This is a genomic window from Butyrivibrio sp. AE2032, assembly GCF_000702965.1.
This window is the reverse complement of the sequence record NZ_JNLF01000005.1, coordinates 200,007-219,188: the sequence shown is the minus strand read 5'-3', so window position 1 is coordinate 219,188 and position 19,182 is coordinate 200,007. Positions and strand designations below refer to the sequence as shown.

Annotated in this window: 19 protein-coding genes; all 19 read left to right on the top strand. The window is 43.1% G+C overall.

Annotated features, from left to right (window positions below; translation table 11 throughout):
• Positions 1-143: 143 nt before the first annotated feature.
• The 19 genes from BO18_RS18695 to BO18_RS18605 all read left to right on the top strand — a co-directional run bounded on the left by BO18_RS18695 (position 144) and on the right by BO18_RS18605 (position 19,174).
• Positions 144-1,094: a hypothetical protein gene (locus BO18_RS18695; RefSeq protein ID WP_034448929.1), complete on the top strand. Its 951-nt coding sequence runs from the start codon at positions 144-146 to the stop codon at positions 1,092-1,094.
• A gap of 169 nt (positions 1,095-1,263) precedes the next feature.
• Positions 1,264-2,619, top strand: a complete 1,356-nt coding sequence (glmM, locus tag BO18_RS18690) for a phosphoglucosamine mutase (protein ID WP_034448928.1) — start codon at positions 1,264-1,266, stop codon at positions 2,617-2,619.
• Between the two features lie 69 nt (positions 2,620-2,688).
• Positions 2,689-3,438, top strand: a complete 750-nt coding sequence (gene nagB / locus BO18_RS18685; RefSeq protein ID WP_034448927.1) for a glucosamine-6-phosphate deaminase — start codon at positions 2,689-2,691, stop codon at positions 3,436-3,438.
• 215 nt (positions 3,439-3,653) lie between these two features.
• Positions 3,654-5,135, top strand: a complete 1,482-nt coding sequence (locus BO18_RS18680; protein WP_034448926.1) for a hypothetical protein — start codon at positions 3,654-3,656, stop codon at positions 5,133-5,135.
• 272 nt (positions 5,136-5,407) lie between these two features.
• Positions 5,408-5,623 (top strand): 4Fe-4S dicluster domain-containing protein, encoded by a 216-nt coding sequence (locus tag BO18_RS18675; protein WP_028507979.1) that lies wholly within the window; start codon positions 5,408-5,410, stop codon positions 5,621-5,623.
• 16 nt (positions 5,624-5,639) lie between these two features.
• Entirely contained in the window at positions 5,640-6,734 is a 1,095-nt protein-coding gene (locus BO18_RS18670) for a 3-methyl-2-oxobutanoate dehydrogenase subunit VorB (RefSeq protein ID WP_034448925.1), read from the top strand.
• Complete coding sequence (locus BO18_RS18665; RefSeq protein ID WP_066738387.1) at positions 6,734-7,558, top strand: thiamine pyrophosphate-dependent enzyme; 825 nt, start codon at positions 6,734-6,736, stop codon at positions 7,556-7,558. The genes BO18_RS18670 and BO18_RS18665 overlap by 1 nt, the downstream gene beginning before the upstream one ends.
• Positions 7,555-8,094 carry a 2-oxoacid:acceptor oxidoreductase family protein gene (locus tag BO18_RS18660; protein ID WP_034448924.1) on the top strand — a complete coding sequence of 180 codons (540 nt, stop codon included), beginning with the start codon at positions 7,555-7,557 and terminating at the stop codon, positions 8,092-8,094. The genes BO18_RS18665 and BO18_RS18660 overlap by 4 nt, the downstream gene beginning before the upstream one ends.
• 80 nt (positions 8,095-8,174) lie before the next feature.
• On the top strand, positions 8,175-9,125 hold the full coding sequence (locus BO18_RS18655) for an alpha/beta fold hydrolase (RefSeq protein ID WP_034448923.1): 951 nt from the start codon (positions 8,175-8,177) through the stop codon (positions 9,123-9,125).
• Positions 9,126-9,253: 128 nt separating this feature from the next.
• A complete protein-coding gene (locus BO18_RS18650) occupies positions 9,254-11,194 on the top strand; it encodes a CotH kinase family protein (RefSeq protein WP_051688937.1) in 1,941 nt (646 codons plus the stop codon).
• 211 nt (positions 11,195-11,405) lie between these two features.
• Positions 11,406-12,467: an AAA family ATPase gene (locus BO18_RS18645; RefSeq protein WP_034448922.1), complete on the top strand. Its 1,062-nt coding sequence runs from the start codon at positions 11,406-11,408 to the stop codon at positions 12,465-12,467.
• Positions 12,468-12,491: 24 nt separating this feature from the next.
• Positions 12,492-13,718: a CpaF family protein gene (locus BO18_RS18640; RefSeq protein ID WP_034451354.1), complete on the top strand. Its 1,227-nt coding sequence runs from the start codon at positions 12,492-12,494 to the stop codon at positions 13,716-13,718.
• Position 13,719: 1 nt separating this feature from the next.
• Positions 13,720-14,565, top strand: a complete 846-nt coding sequence (locus tag BO18_RS18635) for a type II secretion system F family protein (RefSeq protein ID WP_034448921.1) — start codon at positions 13,720-13,722, stop codon at positions 14,563-14,565.
• A gap of 4 nt (positions 14,566-14,569) precedes the next feature.
• Complete coding sequence (locus tag BO18_RS18630; RefSeq protein ID WP_034448920.1) at positions 14,570-15,436, top strand: type II secretion system F family protein; 867 nt, start codon at positions 14,570-14,572, stop codon at positions 15,434-15,436.
• Positions 15,437-15,458: 22 nt separating this feature from the next.
• Positions 15,459-15,644, top strand: a complete 186-nt coding sequence (locus BO18_RS18625) for a hypothetical protein (protein WP_034448919.1) — start codon at positions 15,459-15,461, stop codon at positions 15,642-15,644.
• Between the two features lie 364 nt (positions 15,645-16,008).
• Positions 16,009-16,185 (top strand): hypothetical protein, encoded by a 177-nt coding sequence (locus tag BO18_RS34955; protein ID WP_185752509.1) that lies wholly within the window; start codon positions 16,009-16,011, stop codon positions 16,183-16,185.
• 28 nt (positions 16,186-16,213) lie between these two features.
• A complete protein-coding gene (locus BO18_RS18615; protein ID WP_034448917.1) occupies positions 16,214-16,924 on the top strand; it encodes a prepilin peptidase in 711 nt (236 codons plus the stop codon).
• Between the two features lie 31 nt (positions 16,925-16,955).
• Positions 16,956-18,302: a WG repeat-containing protein gene (locus BO18_RS18610; RefSeq protein ID WP_185752508.1), complete on the top strand. Its 1,347-nt coding sequence runs from the start codon at positions 16,956-16,958 to the stop codon at positions 18,300-18,302.
• A gap of 23 nt (positions 18,303-18,325) precedes the next feature.
• The gene (locus tag BO18_RS18605; RefSeq protein WP_034448915.1) at positions 18,326-19,174 is read left to right on the top strand and encodes a leucine-rich repeat domain-containing protein; all 849 of its coding nucleotides are present in this window, start codon (positions 18,326-18,328) and stop codon (positions 19,172-19,174) included.
• The last annotated feature ends 8 nt before the right edge of the window (positions 19,175-19,182 follow it).

Below are 19,182 nucleotides of genomic sequence, written 5' to 3'. Positions count from 1 at the left end.
TAAATCCATTATGGAGGCTGCCTTTTGGGGCAGCCTCTTTGCTGAGAAGAGATTTTTTATGTTGCGGAAAAAACTGTATAATATTCTGAAGGATAACAGGATACGTTATAGGATCCGCTATATTTGTTAAGGGGGAACGGATTATGAAGATGGTCGGAGTTCAGTGTCCGAATTGCGGCGGTAACATCTATAAAGAGAACGGTGTTTTTGTATGCAGTTCCTGCGGTACGGTCGTTACCATCGACTACGACGATTCAGATGTAGAGTACGAGAGACTTCAGGGCGAAGCAGAACGTGAGGAAAGAAGGCATGCCCATCAGAAGGAATTGCTCGAGAAGCAGTATGAGCTTCAGCGTCAGGCTCAGCTCGATGCCGAGAAGATACAGGCGAGCAGACAGCGCCAGGCTACGGTAAGACGTGTTGTAAGGACATGGCTGATAATTCTAATTGTTTTTAGCGCTGTAACCGGTTTTGGCATCTTTTCGTATTTTATGGCCAATTATCTCCAACCCAATTCAGGCGGATATTCCAGAAGATATGATGATGACGAAGATGAAGATGAAGACGATGAGGATGACGATGACGGTTATATTTTCGTCGCGACACCGACGCCTGCTCCGAACTATGATGTAACGCCTGAAGATGTTATGCCGCAGATGGATGATTTTGTATCGGCGGGACAGCTGAAACAGATGCAGATCGATCAGTGCGCTTATTGGGGCGAGGTAGGAGGTCTTCAGTATTATTCGAAGACGGATGCGGTTTTCTATGATGCTTACCTTGTAACAGATATTCCGGAAGTCAGAGAAAAAGAATCGAACCGGCTGGTTATTATATATGAAGTCTCGTGGCACAATGATGAGGAGGATGATGTTGACCAGATATGTTACGATGCTGTCTATTTTGAAGGACTGCGCGTAAATCCGAACGGCGGCGGCGTAATAACAGATTTCGATCCTGAGACTATCTTCAGAAGTGATGCCGCATGGGGATGGTCTATGGCTTACAGTTATGAAGAATACAAGCAGTGTTACAGGGAAAACATTACCGCTTTGGGCGGCAAGGTCACGAAGGTCGAGTATGAAGTTGAGTGAGATTCAATAAGTCAGGCGCTTTCAGGCTCCGTGTCCGGTATCCGGATACGGAGCTTTTTTCGTGCCTGAAAAATGATGTTACTGTTTTTAACATTTACCTCAAATATAGTTATTGTCCAAAGTATTTTTGTGATAAAATCTCTTATCATAAAATAAGGCGGTACTATTCATGGGCAAATACTTTGGTACTGATGGCTTCAGAGGCGAAGCCAACAAAGCACTCACCGCGCAGAAAGCTTTCCAGGTTGGTAGATATATCGGCTGGTATTATGGCCAGAAGCACGATGACAAGAGAGCCAGGATCATCATCGGCAAGGATACGAGAAGAAGTTCCTATATGCTCGAAGCAGCACTTACTGCAGGCATAACATCATCTGGATCAGATGCATATCTTCTCCACGTTACGACAACTCCTTCAGTCTCATATTGCTGCAGGACAGACGGTTTTGACTGCGGTATCATGATCTCTGCATCACACAATCCTTTCTATGACAACGGCATCAAGATCATGCGTGCCAATGGTCAGAAGATCGAGGCTGAGATCGAAGAGCAGATCGAGGCATACATCGACGGTGAGATCGAGGAGATCCCCCTCGCAGAGCGTGAGGCTATCGGCAACGTCGTAGACTACGCTTCCGGACGCAACCGCTATATCGGTTATCTCATGACAATCCCTACAAGAGCATTCAACGGAATGAAGGTCGGTCTGGACTGCGCTAACGGCGCATCCTGGAATATCGCAAGATCCGTTTTCGAGGCTCTGGGCGCAAAGGTCTATATCATCAACAACACACCTGACGGTCTCAACATCAACACAAACTGCGGCTCCACACACATCGAGAACCTCAAGAAGTATGTTTTGGACAACGGCCTTAACGTAGGCTTCGCTTATGACGGAGATGCTGACAGGTGTCTCTGCGTTGACGAGCTCGGAAATGAGGTCAACGGCGACCAGATCATGTATCTGTGCGGCAAATACCTAAAGGAAAGCGGCAAGCTCGACGGCAACACGATCGTTACCACCATCATGAGCAATATGGGTCTTTACAAGGCATGCGAGGCTATCGGCATCCGTACCGAGAAGACCGCGGTAGGTGATAAGTATGTTGCCGAGAACATGATGGCTAACGGTTTCGTTCTTGGCGGCGAACAGTCCGGACACATCATCTTCGCGAAATATGCGACTACAGGAGACGGAATCCTCACATCTCTCATGGTCCTCATGACCATGCTCGAGAAGAAGCTCCCTCTCTCGATGCTCGCAGGCGAGATGAAGATGTTCCCTCAGTGTCTTAAGAACGTTGTCGTTAAGGACAAGGAAGAAGCACAGAAGAATCCTGCAGTCCTTAAGGGCGTTGAAGAAGTAAACAAGGCATTGGGCGGCGACGGAAGAATGCTCCTCAGAGCATCAGGCACAGAACCCAAGATCCGTGTCATGGTCGAGGCCAAGACAGACGAGATCTGTGAGGAGTATGTCGACAAGCTTATCGCAATCATTAAGGAGCAGGGCCTTACGGCTGAATAACGGGTATTACGGCTTCGCCTGATGTACGGGCGGAGCCGTTTTATATACAAACTATTTCGGGAGGAAAATATGAGAGTTATCAGAAAGAGTACTTATGAAGAAGCTTCAATGGCTTGTGCAGAGCTTATCGCATCACAGATAAGGCTTAAGCCGGACTGCAAGATCGGACTTGCAACAGGATCCACACCTGTCGGCACATACAAAGCACTTGTTGATATGTATAAGGCCGGAAGCCTTGATTTTTCCAAGGTTACATCCGCAAACCTCGACGAATACAGGGGACTCGGCGGAGATCACGATCAGTCTTACAGATATTTCATGAACACAAACCTGTTCGACCACGTAAACATTGACAAGAACAAGACCTATGTACCCAACGGTCTTGAGGCTGATGCTGAGAAGGCTTGCACAGACTACGATAAGATCCTTGAGTCTTTGGGCCACCTCGACATCCAGCTCCTCGGCATCGGCGGTGACGGACATATCGGTTTCAATGAGCCTGCTGACGCATTCTGCGTAAACACACAGTGCATCGACCTCGAAGAGCAGACCATCAAGGACAACGCAAGACTTTTCTTCAACGGAGATATGTCTGCAGTTCCCACACAGGCTTATACAATGGGTATCGGCTACATTATGAAGTCTGAGACAGTTATCCTTATGGCTACAGGTGCAGGCAAGAAGGATATCGTAGAGAAGGCTTTCTGCGGCCCCGTTACACCTTATGTACCTGCTTCGATCCTTCAGCTTCACCCCAATGTCGTAGTTATCGGTGATGAGGCTGCTATTTCTGATGCGGTTGTTGCAGCAGCTAAGTAATTGAACCTATCCCGTTTTTGAGTCGCAGCCAGAGCTCGATTTGACTTGCGGGATAATTACAATTTGACCTGAAAGAGGGGTTGCTTCTAATAAATGAGCAACCCCTCTATTGTTATAAGGTCAGAAAATTATATGGTCAGGCCGTAAAATCAATAATAGCAAGTAAAAGATAATTAAGTTAAAATGGTTGAGTATATAAATATGGGAGGTAACTTATGAAAAGAAGAATTGAATCCAAGCACATTATTTCTGTCATAGCGGCAGTGGCTACGGTCCTCTCGCTGGGCTGTCTTGCTTTGGCTGATGAGACCGATGCTCAGGTCGCAGCCCCTGAACTGACTGAAGAAGTCGAAGAAGTGGTTCCCGAAGAAGACGGTACTGCCGATGACGAGGTTCAGGTTGTGATCTCATATTCTGTAGAAGAAACAGTTTCCGATGAGGTTTCCAATGCACCTTATAACGGCTGGGATGAATATTCTGCCGGAAAATGGAGATATTATGAGAACGGATCCTATGTTAAGGGCTGGAAGGAAATAGGCAGTAAATGGTACTGGTTCGGTTCGGACGGAGTCATGTTTACGGGACTGCGCTATGACAGCACTTATAAAGCAACATACATTTTCGGACTGAATGGCGCGATGCTTACCAACCGCTGGCAGCAATATGACGGAGACTGGTATTACCTGAACGGCAACGGAAAAGCAGCAAAGGGCTGGAAGCAGATCGATGGATCCTGGTATTACTTTGTCGATTCCCACATTCCAAGAATGTATAAGAACGGGGTCGAACAGATCGGTGAAGATTGGTACATGTTCGGCCGTAACGGCAAGATGCTGACGGGCTGGCAGCAGACCAAATACGGATGGATGTTCTTTAATGAGAAGACCGGTCGTGCTGCAGAAGGCTGGGCAAAAATTGAAGGTAAATGGTACTATTTTTCTCTTACCATGGGGATCGGTCCCCTATTGGTGAAAGATGACATAATCCTCATCGAAAACTCTGACGGCAGCAGCGCCTGGTACGGACTCGACGAAAACGGTGTTTTAATGAAGGCAGGCTGGTACAACGATCATTATGTTGAGGTAGATAAAAAGAAGGTTCCTAACGGCAACTGGTACTATTTTGATTCGAAGGGACGGGCTGCTACCGGATGGCAGACAATCGGCGGAGTGAAGTACTATTTTGGAGACGGAAAAACTGATCCTTATGCCGTTATCAATACGAATAAGATTGACGGAAAATATTACTTTTTTAATCCTGCTACGAGCGGATTGATAACAAATCAATGGATCGATACTTTTTCATTTTATTCCGACATATACGGATATCATAACTATGTATATGCGGGAAGTGACGGAGCTCTGTATTCAGGCTGGCAGACGATCAACGGCAAAACTTATTATTTTGGTGATGATAACAGCAGACCTTCGCTTAAGACCGGCTTTATATATGTAAATAATGAGCGATTCTTCCTTGGTGAAGACGGAGTATTACGTAACGGATGGTTTGTAGAAGACGGCGAACGTTTCTATGCCGGAAGCAAAGGGGTTCTCGTTGAAAACGAATGGAAGATCATCGGCGGAAAGACATACTTTTTCACTAATGGCGGAGCCGCGGCAACCGGACTCAGAAAGATAAGCGGAGTCTTGTATAATTTTGATGATAATGGTGTTTGCACCAATCCTCCTTCTCTCTAAAGAGACTGTATAGTTTAATCGGAGTTTAACGAACAGAAAAAGTACGGCTGAAAGACCGGCGTGTGCCGTGATTTCAGCCGTGTTTCTTGTCATCTTGATGCAAAAGCGCGGTGAAAAGAACGGCTGCAGCCGGGGTTTTGCCCCGGTTTTAGCCCCTGGGTGTTTGATAATTATAAAATAAATAAGATATTTGCTTAGCAAAACAATCAAGTTTATAATATGACGATAATTTTAGCGTATCTGATACGCGCGATGTTTTTAGGAGGTTTTTCGTGGCAAAAGGTAAAACGACTTTTAACGAGAATCTGTGCAAGGGTTGCGGACTTTGTGTTGCAGCCTGCCCTAAGAAAATCCTCGAACTTGACAAGACAAGGCTTAATGCCAAGGGTTATCATCCCGCAACCTGCGTAAATCCGGACGAGTGCATCGGATGTGCTTTTTGCGCTACGCAGTGCCCGGATGTAGTAATCACGGTTGAGCGTTTCTGATCGGGAGGGAAATCAAATGGCACAGAAAAGAGTATTGATGAAAGGCAATGAGGTCATTGCCGAGGCAGCTATAAGAGCAGGCTGCCGCAACTATTTCGGTTACCCGATCACACCTCAGACCGAAGTCATGCACTACATGGCTAAGAAGATGGTCCAGGTCGGCGGTAACTTCGTTCAGGCAGAGTCTGAGCTTGCAGCCATTAACATGGTATATGGTGCTGCAGCTGCAGGATTTAGAGTTATGACATCTTCATCCTCTCCGGGAATCTCCCTCAAGCAGGAAGGTATCTCCTACATCGCCGGCGCTGAGCTTCCCGCAGTTGTAGTCAATATCGTCAGAGCAGGCCCGGGCCTTGGCGGCATTCAGCCTGCACAGGGTGACTATTTCCAGGCTACAAAGGGCGGCGGACACGGTGACTACAGAAACATCGTTATCGCTCCTGCTTCCGTTCAGGAACTTTATGAACTCGTTGTTGAAGCATTCAACCTCGCTGATAAGTACAGAATGACCTGTATGATCGTAGGCGACGGTACTCTCGGACAGATGATGGAGCCTGTTGCTTTCCGTGACGAGGAGCCTGTTGAAAAGATCGAGAAGCCCTGGGCCGCTAACGGCAGAAAGGGCGAGGGTTTCCACCACACGGTAACTTCCATCTACATCGATCCCGATGTTCTTGAGAAGAAGAACCTTGAGCTCCAGGAAAAGTACAGGATCGTTGAAGCTAATGAAGTCCGTTATGAGTCCATCTGCATGGATGATGATCCGGAGATCGTTATCACGGCATTCTCCACATGTTCCAGAATTTCCAGAAACGTTATCCGTCAGGCCCGTGAGCTCGGTATCAAGGTCGGCATGATCAGACCTATCACGCTCTGGCCTTTCCCTTACAAGGCAATCGCTGAAGCTGCTGATATGCCCAGCGTAAAGGCATTCCTCGACGTTGAGCTCAATGCAGGCCAGATGATCGAAGACGTAAGACTTGGCGCTAACGGCAAGAAACCCGTATATTTCCACGGAAGACTCGGAGGAAATCTCCCGATGCAGAAGGAAATCCTCGACAAGATCGTTGCGATCCACGAGGGAAAGATCACAGAAGGAGGTAATTTCTGATGGCTGTAGTTTTCGAACCCACAAAAGGCCTTACAGATAAGCCTTTCCATTATTGCCCCGGATGCTGCCACGGCATCATCCACAGACTCGTTGCTGAGACTCTTGTTGCAAATGATGCTCTTGAGACGGCTGTAGGCGTTGCATCCGTAGGTTGTACTTACAACTCTTATGAATACATCGCATGCGACATGGTTCAGGCAGCTCACGGAAGAGCACCTGCCGTTGCTACCGGTATCAAGAGAAACCTCAAAGACAGCTTCGTCTTCACATATCAGGGAGACGGCGACCTCGCTTCCATCGGTACAGCTGAGATCGTTCACGCTGCTGCAAGAAGCGAGAATATCACGGTAATCTTCGTAAACAACGCAGTTTACGGCATGACATCAGGTCAGATGGCACCTACGACACTCGTAGGCCAGGTTACAACAACATCCCCTTGGGGCCGTGATCCTTCTTATCAGGGTTATCCTATCAACGTTTCTGAGTTCTTATCCAACCTCGCAGGCGCAGCTTACATCGAGCGTGTTTGCGTTACTGACTTCAAGAACATCCAGAACGCCAAGAGAGCAATCCAGAAGGCATTCAATGTTCAGAAGAACAAGCTCGGGTTCTCTCTCGTAGAAGTTCTTTCCACATGCCCTACAAACTGGGGTAAGGAGCCTCTCGTAGCCATGGAATGGCTTAAGGAGAACATGGAAAAGCAGTATCCTCTGGGATGCTACAAGGGCGCTGACATCACATTCGATGCAGACGGCAAGTATGTTTCAGGTGCGATCCCTGCAACTTCTAACAACTGCGTTAACGTTGGGGAGGTGAAGAAATGATTGATTTCTCTGTAATTTTTGCCGGTTTCGGCGGTCAGGGAATCCTCTCCGCCGGCAAGATGGCAGCTGAAGCTGCTCTTTATGAAGGTAAGGAAGTATCCTGGTTCCCGTCATACGGACCTGAGATGCGTGGCGGTACAGCTAACTGCTCCGTAGTATTCTCAGATGAACCCATCGGTTCTCCCGTTGTTAATGATGCAGACGTTGTAATCTGCCTGAACCAGCCTTCGATGGAGAAGTTCGAGAAGCAGTTGAAGCCCGGTGCTTTGATGATCCTCGATTCTTCACTCATCAAGACAAGACCTACAAGAACAGACATCAAGGTTATTGCCATGGAAGCTTCTGACATCGCTTCCGAATTAGGCAAGATGATGTTTGCTCCCATCACGATGCTCGGTTGTATGGCTACGGCTACTGGTTGCTTCACTAGAGATTCTTTTGAGAAGTCACTTTATGAGATCCTTCCCGAGAGAAAGCACAACCTGATCCCCATCAACATGGAAGCATTCGACAGAGGCGCTGCATTCGCTAAGTAATAGCGCTGTTCTAAAGAATCTGAGTGTTATAATGTTCCTGCCTGAGAATTCGGGCAGGAATTTTTATTTGGGATAAGATTATGAAAAAGGCTCTTAAAACTATTGGGGTAATAATCCTCGCTCTGCTGGTAGTGCTGGTCATTGCTGTGGTTGTTATTTTTATCTGGCACAGGATAATGCTGGAAAAGGAAGAAACTTTGCTCGAACACCCTCTGGGACAGCTGATCGAAGTTGACGGCCACAATATGTGCGTTTATACGGAAGGTGAAGGGGAGCATACATTGCTGTTCCTTTCAGGATCCGGAACGCCTGCGCCGATAATTGATTTCAAGCCTTTATACTCGCTTTTGAATGACGATTACAGGATCGTCGTGATCGAAAAATACGGCTATGGTTTCAGTGATGTGGTCGATACCGAGAGGTCATTTACCACGATCTTAAGACAGGACAGGGAAGCTTTGGCAAAGGCCGGCATTGAAGGCCCGTTTATTCTCTGTCCTCATTCGATGTCAGGACTCGAAGCAATCATGTGGGCACAGGATTATCCTGATGAGGTGGAAGCGATAATAGGGCTTGATAATGTCTTGCCCAGAACATATGACAATTACGATGTCGAAGGCGTTTTGAAATATGAGAAACTCGTAGTCGCCGCAAAAGAACTCGGTATTTTGAGATTCTACTATTCAGACAGCTACCTGCCTGATGATCTTACTGAGGAAGAAAAAGATCTCTACCGCGCCATAGCCTCAAGGAACACGGTGAATGTGGATGTCGTAAATGAGGGCAGGGCAATTTTCGATGCGGTTGAATTAATAGACAGCAAACCAAAGCCCGATGTCCCGATGCTAATGTTCATTTCTGACGGCGCAGAAACAAAAGGAAGCAATTGGGTAGGCAATCATTATGCTTATGCGGAAGAACTGTCAAACGCCAGAGTGATAGAACTCGGATGCGGACATTATGTACATTATTTTAAGCCGGATGAGATCGCTTGGGAGATGAGATCTTTTATCAATAACGAATTGGATTAAGCATTGAAAGGAACAATTATCCGGGACAAAGCCAATAAGATGCCGGCCTTTTTGAGTATAGTTTTAAGTTCATTTAAGGTTATACAGATAAAGTATATGGAATTGATCTGTATAAAGAGGTAATATCGTTGTTTCTTAGAAAGCATTCATCCAAGATAATAATCGCCCTTATGTCGATTGCTGTGGCAGCCTGCCTGTTGGCTGTCATATTTGCGCCTGATCTTACCGGTATTGCCGGTGGCATGAACGTAAAGATGGAGTATGAGACGGAACTGTTTGATACCGGTGATGTAATAGCTGTTAATATCGAGATTGATAGCGACTCCTGGAACAAGATGCTCGCAAATGCTCTGACTGAGGAATATTACGACTGTAACGTGATCATAAACGGTAACCGTGTGAATAATGTCGCGATCCGTCCGAAGGGAAATACCAGCCTTGCTGCGATTGCCTCTGATCCCGATACTGACCGTTTCAGTTTCAAGCTCGAATTTGACCATTTTGTTGACGGGCAGACATATTGCGGCCTTGATAAGCTTATCCTTAACAATAATTTCGCGGATGCCACCAATATGAAGGAAGCGATCGTATATGACATGTACCGATACCTTGATTCAGATGCATCCTTATATAACTATGCCAAAGTTTCTGTCAACGGTAAGTATTGGGGTGTCTATCTGGCTTTGGAAGGCATAGAAGACAGCTTCATGCTCAGGAATTACGGTACCCAGGACGGAGAGCTTTATAAGCCGGACCCGGCTGATGTGACCAGGGAGGAGCCTGCCGGCGGTCAGGGCATGATGGGAAATGCACCTGAAGATGCACAGCAGGGCGGAGGTCCGGGCGGATTCCAGCCTACAGAAAACGGCGGATTATTGCCACCTGGTCCGGGAGATGGCGGACCGGGTAATATGCCGGGATTGTTCGGCATGGGACCTGCGCCAAGAGATGATTCAAACATCAGTGACGGCGGAGGTGCCAGTCTCAATTACACCAATGACGATCTTGACAGTTATCCTGTCATCTGGGGGTGCGAGGTAACATCAACAAGCAAAGGCGATCACAGAAGAGTTGTTACGGCACTAAAGAATGTCAGTGAAGGCAAGGATATTGAGAAGTATCTCGATGTCGATAATGTCCTCAAGTATATGGCGGTTCATACATTCGCTGTTAATATGGACAGTCTCTCGAGCAACATGACGCACAATTACTACCTGTATGAATACGACGGCAGGCTGAACATATTCCCTTGGGACTACAATCTCTCGTTCGGAGGGGTTCCTATGGCGGGTATAAAAGACGGGACGGAAGTTATCAACTATCCAATCGACACCCCGTTCCAGGGCACGTCTTTTTTCGATGCTCTGCTCGAAAACGATGAGTGCTGTGCAAGATACCATGCTTACCTCAGGCAGCTTGCAGATGAATATGTTAACGGCGGCCGCTTCGATGAGACATACAGCCGCATAAGGAACATGATCGATCCGCTCGTCGAAGAAGATCCCACTTCATTCTACAGTTACGGCGAATATCAGACAGCTGCGGATATGCTCTATGAGACAGTCAAACTAAGAGCGGAGAGTATTGACGGACAGCTTAACGGCAGTGTTCCGTCTACCCGTGAAGGTCAGTCCTTAGAGCCGGGCGCTTTGGTCGACGGTTCTTCGATCGATGTCGTGGCTATGGGACAGTTCAGTAATTCCGGGAAAAACTCTGATGAAAGCAGAGAAAGGAGTGAACCTTCTGAGGGCGGCGGTAAGGAGCACAAAGAGTCAGCTGAGGACGGAGAGAAACACCATCACGGAGACAGGTCAGATGATTCAAATGCTGCAGGAGAACCTGAAAGTACAGATCCCGTCATGAATAACGGAGGAGCGGGCATGTTTTTCCCCGGTCCTCAGGGAGGCGCCCCGAATCAACCCGGTCAGGGTAATCCGCCGCCGTCATTGGCAGGATTGTTGCGTCAGTCTTTTACTCCGGATTCGATGAAGAACCTGCTCATATATGCGGGGTGTTTTTTGTTGATGTTCGTTGCGATCCTTTGTGTAAAGCGGCTCAAGCGCAGATAAACTTGAATATTCAAAGGCAATAGCATTTTTATAGATAACTTGCTCGGCAGTTTATCATATTTTGCTATTTTTTACGATATTTTACATCTCTTGCCAATTTGCTCAGATTTCCCGAAAATTATTTAAAAAGATTGATTAATTCTTCACAAATGTTACTATAAGAATGGATTTTTCTATAGCAAGAATAGAACAATCTCTTCGGAGGGGAAATATGAAAATAAGAGTAGCTATTTTGGACAGTGACAAAGTCTATCTTGACCGCTTTGTAACCGCTTTCAGTGCGAAGTTCGCAGATAAGATCGAGCTTTATTCATTTACAGATCTGCAGATGGCTTTGGATTCTCTTATTTCTAATAGGATCGAAGTTTTCCTGGCTGACGAGACGTTTGAGATAGATTTTGGAAAGATTCCTCCCAAATGCGTTTTTGCCTACTTTGTTGGGAATAATGGAATCGATTCCTACAAAAACCGCAGTGCTATCTGCAAATTCCAAAAAGCGGATCTTATATATAAGCAGATCTTAAGTTTATATGCAGAGAATGCTAATGGTATCTCAAGTTTAAAGCTTGATGATGACAGCACAAAGATAATTCTTTTTTCATCACCTTGCGGCGGAGTAGGTACCTCTACCGTTGCTGCAGCCTGTGCTAAATATTTCAGCAGTAAAGGTAATAATGTTTTATATCTTAATCTTGAGCCTTTTGGTTCAGCGGATATCTATTTTTCCGGTGAAGGCCAGTATGACTTGAGCGAAGTTATCTATGCTCTAAAGAGCAGAAAAACAAATCTCGGTATGAAACTTGAAAGCTGCGTTAAAAAAGATGCTTCAGGTGTTTCGTTTTATTCTGCCACGGCAGTTCCTTTGGATATGCTGGAACTGGCCGTCGATGATATTGTCAGACTTATAAATGAGTTAAAACTTACCGGTTCATATAATTATATAGTTATTGATATCGATTTTGATCTTGATGCGGATCATCTGAAGATATTCAACCTTGCTCATTATTTGGTTTGGGTTTCCGACGGCGAGGAAGGTTCAAACCAGAAAATATCCCGCGCTTATCAGTCTTTGGCCTTGCTTGAACAGAACAATAAAGCAGATCTGTTGAGAAGGCTTCACCTTATGTATAACAGATACAGCAGCAAGACAGGTAAGAATGTCGGAAATATCGATGCAAAACTTATAGGCGGCATACAGGTATTTTTACATGAAAACGCTGGCAAGGTTGTTGATCATATAGCTACCATGTCAATGTTTGACAACATAAATTGAGGAGGATGGTAAGTGGATTCTGAGATGGAACTCCAGATTGTTGCCAAGATCAAGAGTTTGGTAACTGAGAGCTTCTCACTTAAGGATATCAGTGATGATGACCTTGAGGAAAAAATAGAAGAATTGGTCTCCCTTCAGTTGGGAGGTCAGTATTGTTCTATTGAGCAGAGGGTTTCCATCGCCGAGCAGGTTTTCAGTTCTATCCGTGGTTTTGGATTACTTGATTCCATCATCAAGGATGAGTCTATAACCGAAGTAATGATCAACGGACCTGAAAATGTGTTTATTGAGCAGGATGGTCATTTATTTAAATTGGAGAAGCAGTTCGAGAGTGAAAGACGGCTTGAAGACATTATTCAGCGTATTGTCGGTCTTGCAGGTCGTGAAGTTAACCAGTCAAGTCCGATATGCGATACAAGACTTCCTGACGGTTCGCGTGTAAATGTAGTTCTGCCTCCCATTTCTCTTTGCGGTCCTATCGTTACCATCCGTAAGTTTTCAAAAGAACCGATGACAATCGAGAGATTGATCGAATATGGTTCCATAACGAAAGAAATCGCTGATAAATTAGAGATCCTTGTTCGTGCCAAATACAATATCTTTATTTCAGGCGGTACAGGTTCAGGAAAGACCACCTTCCTGAATGCCTTATCAAATTTTATCCCTAAGGATGAACGTGTTATTACGATCGAAGACTCTGCTGAGCTTCAGATCAAGGGAATAGATAATCTTGTAAGACTCGAGACTCGTAATGCGAATACAACGGGTGCCGGTGAGATAACCATAAGAGATCTCATAAAATCCTCTCTCCGAATGAGACCGGAAAGGATCGTTGTAGGTGAGGTCCGTGGTGGAGAAGCTCTTGATATGCTTCAGGCCATGAATACCGGACATGACGGCTCTCTTTCAACAGGTCATGCCAATTCAGTTCACGATATGCTGAGCCGTCTTGAGACAATGGTACTTCAGGGTTCGGCAGGACTTCCGCTGGAGGCTATAAGACAGCAGATCGCTTCCGCTGTTGATATCATCATCCATCTTTCGAGACTCAGGGATAAGTCCCGTAAGACAATGGAGATTTGTGAAGTCGTCGGATATAAGGATGGAGAAATCGTGCTTAATCCTTTGTATGTTTTCGAAGAAGATGAGAATTCAACACTTGAGAAGGTTTCAGGTTGTCTTGTCAGAACCGAGAATAAGCTGACGAACACCTTAAAACTTGCGCTTGCCGGTTATAAGGGGGAGATCTGATATGGCTAAAAAGGTAAGAGGTCCTCAGTTTATTCCGTCAGCGCTGAATACGCCGATGATAAATTATAACGAGTATTATATGAATGGAACCGAGAAGTTCCTAACATTCCTTGTATGCTTTGTTTGTGGCGGTTTGGTAGGACTTATTTTTTATGGTAACCAGTTTCTGGATGAGGATGGCAATGCTACTAATGCATCCATGATCGGTAATATTTTTATCTTTATTATTGCCGGTCTTATTGCTGTCAAGGTCCTTTTCCCAATGAGGACTGAGCAGTTAAGAGCAAAGCGAAGGAATGAATTAAGAGAACAGTTCAGGAGTTTTCTTGGAACGCTTGCAGTATCATTATCAAGCGGTATGAATATGATGGATTCTCTCTTATCTTCATATGATGATCTGAGACTTCAATATTCCGATAAGGCTTATATCGTTTCCGAAGTAAAAGAGATGATCGACGGTATGGAGAATAATGTTCCAATCGAACAGATGATGAGTTCTCTAGGTGAACGAAGCAGTATTGATGATATAAAGAATTTTGGTGTTGTGTTTGATCTTTGTTATCGTGCCGGCGGTAATATGAAGGACATTGTTCGTAGAACCAGTGACATTATCAGTGAAAAGATCGAGATCGAGGCTGAGATCGATACGGCTCTTACATCAAATAAATCACAGTTTATGATCATGATGATAATCCCTGTCGGTATGGTGTTGATGATCAGGACCATGATGAGTTCATTTGCCAGGAGTTTTGCAACTGTTCCCGGTGTTATTGCAGTTACAATTGCCATTGGTATCTTTATCGGAGCCTATAAGTTAGGCACAAAGATAATGGATGTAAAGGGGTGAGAAAATGCTGAGATTCATTTTGCTTTTAATTGGAACAGCTCTCACCGTCTTGTTTGTGGTACAGGATTTCCGCGGTGCGGAATCAGCATATCTTTATGAGAATCTTGAAAGCGGCAGATTCCCGCTCTCTGGTTTGTATACTATCGGATACGCATGGAGTACAAAAGGACCTCTTCGTTTAAGGGGAAAGATAGAAACTGATCTTAAGACTCAGGCTGCTATTTTGTATTCTCCTGTTTATTCAGAGTATTATGCCACGGTTGTCTGGTCACAGATAATATCGTTTGTGCATCTCATTCTGGCTTTTACATTTGTTCTTGCGGGACTTATGTATTCGATGTATGGATTTATTCTTCTTGTAGGATTGATATTTACTTTCATTACAGCTGGCTTTTTCTTAACCCAGTTTAAGACCATTATTGATGAGAGGACTACCAAATGTGATATGCAGCTTCCCGAAGTAGTATCTACTATGGCCATTTTGGTTAATTCCGGCATGGTCTTGAAGGATGCATGGAGTCTTGTTTCTGAGAATGGTGAAGGTGAGTTCTATGATCTAATGAAAACAGCCAGTGAAGATATGAAGAATGGTTGTTCAGATGCTGAAGCTATCTTCAGATTCGGTAAGGCATCAAATTCAAGTGAGATTAAGAAATTTGTGAGTGCATTACTTCAGAGTATGGAAAAAGGCGGTGCGGAATTAACCAGGTTCCTGGCAAATCAATCTACAGAACTATGGAGAATAAAGAGACAGCACCTGTTACAGGAAGGTGAAAAAGCATCAACAAAGTTGTTGATGCCGATCGTTTTGATATTCTTAGGTGTCATGGTAATCGTTTTTACTGCTGCTTTTGCAGGAGGGTTATTTTAAATATGGGGAGGTTGCATGTCAAATGAAGAAAGCATTTAAGGATTTTATTGTTTCAGAACGTGGTGATACGAAATTTATGGCAATTATCATCATTACGGTTATAGTTACGATGCTTGCTTTTATGTATTGGTATTTGGTTGAAAATGGGTGGGATGGTGTCCGCACTCAATTTCATTATTTTTTGAAGTATGTATTACATATCGGTTGATTAATGGGAGAAAAGGAAAAATGAAAAACGGGATCAAGAAATTGTTAGTCTCAGAAAGCGGAGAAACTAATATCGTAGCCATATTAATTATCTTAGCGTGTGTAATCGCGTTAGCTGCTTTATTTCGAGAGTTACTCTTTCAAGGGTTGCAACATATTCACGATGCCATTGAGAAGTTTTTCAATAGTATCGGAATATATTAATTTTTTAGATTTGATTAGTGAATTACTATTCCGAGGATTGAGATGTTTACTAAATTGCGGAGTTTTATAAACAAAGGTATAGATACTTTCTACGATAAAATTGAAGATATCTTCAATTTATTCGGTATTTTTTAATTTTTGAAGAAAGGAGGAGAAATCAAATGATGAGCAAAGTTAAGAACTTTTTAGCTTCTGAGAGAGGCGACACTAACTTTATTTCCATCATCATCATTGTAGCTATTGTTGTAGCATTAGCAGGTGCTTTCTGGGCATTAGCTAAGGGTGGTATGGATACAATTTCTAAGGCTTTCAAAACATTCCTTGGAAAAGTTAAGTAATTTTAGTGAATAGTCGGGGGCAAGAAGCATGTCATTTATTAGTGGATTGATTTGGTGTATTATTGCAGTGTCAATATGTTATTTGACAATGCGGTTTTATTTGCCATATTATCGAAAAACTAAGATGACTGCAGATGCCCCCGACGCTTCTAAAACGTCTGCTGAAACTAAAAAAGCAGTCAGTGTAATTCAAGGAAAAACATCCAGGATTTTGCTTTTGATCCTGATAGGGTTATTTGCTGCTGTATGTGGCTATTTTGCTCAAATTAATGCTTCAGATCTTTTGAGCTATTTAAAACTGTCGATGGGAATGTTGATTCTTTTTGCAGTTGTCATAACTGACATGGAATTGTTTGTTATTCCTAATCTGTTTGTTTTGATTCTTCTTGGAGGAAGAATTGTTTTCTTTATTGCAGAATTGTTCGTTATAGGACAATCTGCGTGGATGCTTATTTTGAATAATTTATTAGTTGGAATAATTGTTATGGTATTCCTGCTTATTATGTCAGCAATAACCAAGGGCGGACTAGGTGCCGGCGATATTAAACTTTATGCAGCGTTGGGTTTTTTGTGCGGTGCAAATATGGCCGTTTTTTCACTCTTTTTTGCTCTAATAGTATCTGCTCTGGTTTCTCTTATATTGTTGATCTCGAAGAAGAAAAAACTTCGTGATAGTTTTCCTTTGGGACCTTTTGTGTGTTTTGGTTTTGGGTTATCAATTATCTTATCTGTTGCGTAATGAGGTTTTTTAGGTGAAGTTCACTAGGGTAATGAGCATAGTTCTTATTTCGTTAAGTGTTATTGGGTGGGGAGTTTTTATTATTTCACCCAATGGCAATGCAGAACGATTGATCGAGCAGCACTGTGACCAGGCTGAAGATTATATTAATCGTGGTCTTTACCAGTTAGCCGTTGCTGAATATAACGATGCTTTGATGATAGATTCTAAAAATGAAAAAGTTTGGGCCGAAAAACTAGCTGCATATAATCTCTTATATGCAGATAATTCTGATAGCGATATTTTTAACGCATTTTTAGAAGAAGCTGATGCTAGCGTCGATTTGTTTCCGAAGAATGCGGATTTTGTTTTGATAGATGCCAATCTGCATATTGAAGATGATGATTACGAAAGTGCATATAAAGTGTTGACCAGAGCTGTCGAATCTGGAGTAAAAGATGACAGTGTATTGGCATTACAGTTTAAAACTAAATATGCTTTTGAATTGCAATATGGTGATTATTCAGATGTAAAGTGCATGATAAACAACTATTTTATTGTTTTTGATTATGATCATTGGGATTATCTTGATGGTGAAGGCAATAAAATAAATACCTCCCCAGTTTCCTTTGCCGGACCTGTCGGAGAAAGTAATATACGTTTTATATCTGATGCTGATAGTGGTAAAAACTTTCTTGTTGATGATGAGACGATCATACACGGATTCTTTAATGAGATCCCAGAAGATGTCGGTGTTTACTCTGAAGATCTTATAGCCATAAAAAATGATGGAAAATATTATTACTACAATAGTCTTGGTGATGTTCAATTTGATGGACAATCATTTGAATTTGCCGGAACATTTTATGATGATACAGCGGCAGTAAAGCAGGATGGTTCCTGGTGCATAATTGATAAAGAAGGCAACAAGGTATCGGATGAAGTTTATGATGATATAATCCTGAATTCAGATTATACATATAATAAGAACAGTATTCAGATCCTCAAATATAAAAACGCTTCATGTTATTCAGTATTATATAAAGATAAGGTAGTAGGAGAGTTTGATGATGTCGGCGTTTTGGCTGATGATCAACTGATTCCTGTATGTGTTAATGCAAAATGGGGATATATAGATAAAAAAGGGAATATTGTTATAGAACCTCAATTTATTCTTGCGCGCAGTTTCTCAAATGGTTTGGCGGCTGTTTATGATGGTAAAAAATGGGGATATATAGATACAAATGGAAATTTGGCGATTGATTATCAGTTTTATGATGCTGGGTACTTCAGTATAGAAGGATGCTGTTTAGTTATAACCGATATGGAATTTGATTCTGAGACAAGAGAAGATCAACCGGTTTGGCAATTATTGGAGTTATATAACAAAATAGATTAATTTGTTGGAGGATTAAAATAGGAATGAAAAAGAAAGTTATATCAGTTTTGCTAGCGTTAGCTATGGGAGTATCTCTTGTAGGTTGTTCGCAAGAAAACGGATCATCAAAGCATAATGATGGTGAACCTGACAGAGAAACAGAGGTAGTTGACCTGAAGGCAAATGAGGATTATTTCACTTTCAGAGATAGTAAATCAGGCCTTAAGTTGACTGGGCTCACTGATAAAGGAAAAAAGCAGGAATCTCTTGTTATTCCTTCAGGTGTGATCATTAGTTGTACTTTAAAGGAAGGTATAGTTAAAAATGTATATTTTGAAAGCGATGATGATATAGATCTTAAGTTGCTGCTTTCCGGTTCAGATACAATCGAAACTATAAAATTGCCTGCAAATCTGACTGAACTTACAGCAATTGATAGTTGTCACAGTTTAAAGGAGATAACGATTCCTAAAGGCGTGACAGAAATACCTAAGTTGTGTTTTTATTCTGATATATCTCTTGAGACTGTTGTTTTCCAAGGTGATATTACTGTAATTGATGATAATGCGTTTAAACAATGTGAGTCTTTGGAAAATATATGCATCCCGGATTCTGTTACAACTATTGGTAATATGGCTTTTTATGGTTGCAAATCATTGAAGACCATTACTTTGCCAAAGGGATTAAAGGTAATAGGCAATAGTGCATTCCAAAATGATGAAGATGGAATTAAAACAATTATTGTTCCGGAAGAATTGGAATTGGAAAAGTGGGATAAGGAGGCTTTTGATCAGTTCGAATCTGAATATACAGTAAAAGTAGTAAAAGGATCTTGGGCGGATAATCATTTTGATGAAGTTTTTAGTGGAAATGCAATTAAAAAATTCGCATAACCGAAAGG